Raw genomic sequence first — 645 nt, forward strand, 5'->3', positions numbered from 1 at the left:
GGGTGCGCCAGGCCGAGGCCAGCGCCGTGATCGCCGGCGCGCCGTTGCTGCCAGCGGTCACGGCCGGGCTCAACGGCAATCGCCAGGAATTGCTACGGGGCAAGGGCTACAGCCAGCTGGATGTGGATCGGAACAACCGCACCATCGATTACTACGACGCCAACCTCAGTGCCACTTATGAGCTGGATTTCTGGGGCGGCAAACGGGCGGCCCGGGACAGTGCGTTGAAGACGTTGTCGGCCAGCCAGTTCGACCGCGCGACGGTGGAGTTGACCCTGCTCAGCGGCGTCGCCAACAGCTACACCCAGGCCTTGTCCCTGCGCGAGCAACAGCGCATCGCCGAACAGAACCTGGGCAACGCCCAACGCGTGCTCGACCTGGTGCAGACCCGCTACGACGCCGGCAGTGCCACAGCCCTGGAACTGTCCCAGCAAAAAAGCCTGGTGGCAGCCCAGCAACGCCGGCTGCCCCAAGTGCAGCAACAGGCCCAGGAAGCCTTGATCACCCTGACGACGCTGCTGGGGCAACCGGTGCAGTCGGTCACACTCGACGACGACAGTTTCGACCGCCTGCACTGGCCGGCCATCGACGCTGGCGTGCCCAGCCAATTGCTGAGCCGCCGCCCGGACATCGCCGCCGCCGAAG

At 66.7% G+C, this 645-nt stretch carries 1 protein-coding gene; it reads left to right on the top strand.

Features of this window, described 5'->3' with window-relative positions:
- The coding region (locus CFII68_RS25655; protein WP_033062313.1) for a TolC family protein at positions 1 to 645 on the top strand (645 nt) is incomplete at both ends.

Source organism: Pseudomonas sp. CFII68 (assembly GCF_000416195.1).
In the GTDB taxonomy this organism is placed as follows: Bacteria; Pseudomonadota; Gammaproteobacteria; order Pseudomonadales; family Pseudomonadaceae; genus Aquipseudomonas; species Aquipseudomonas kilonensis.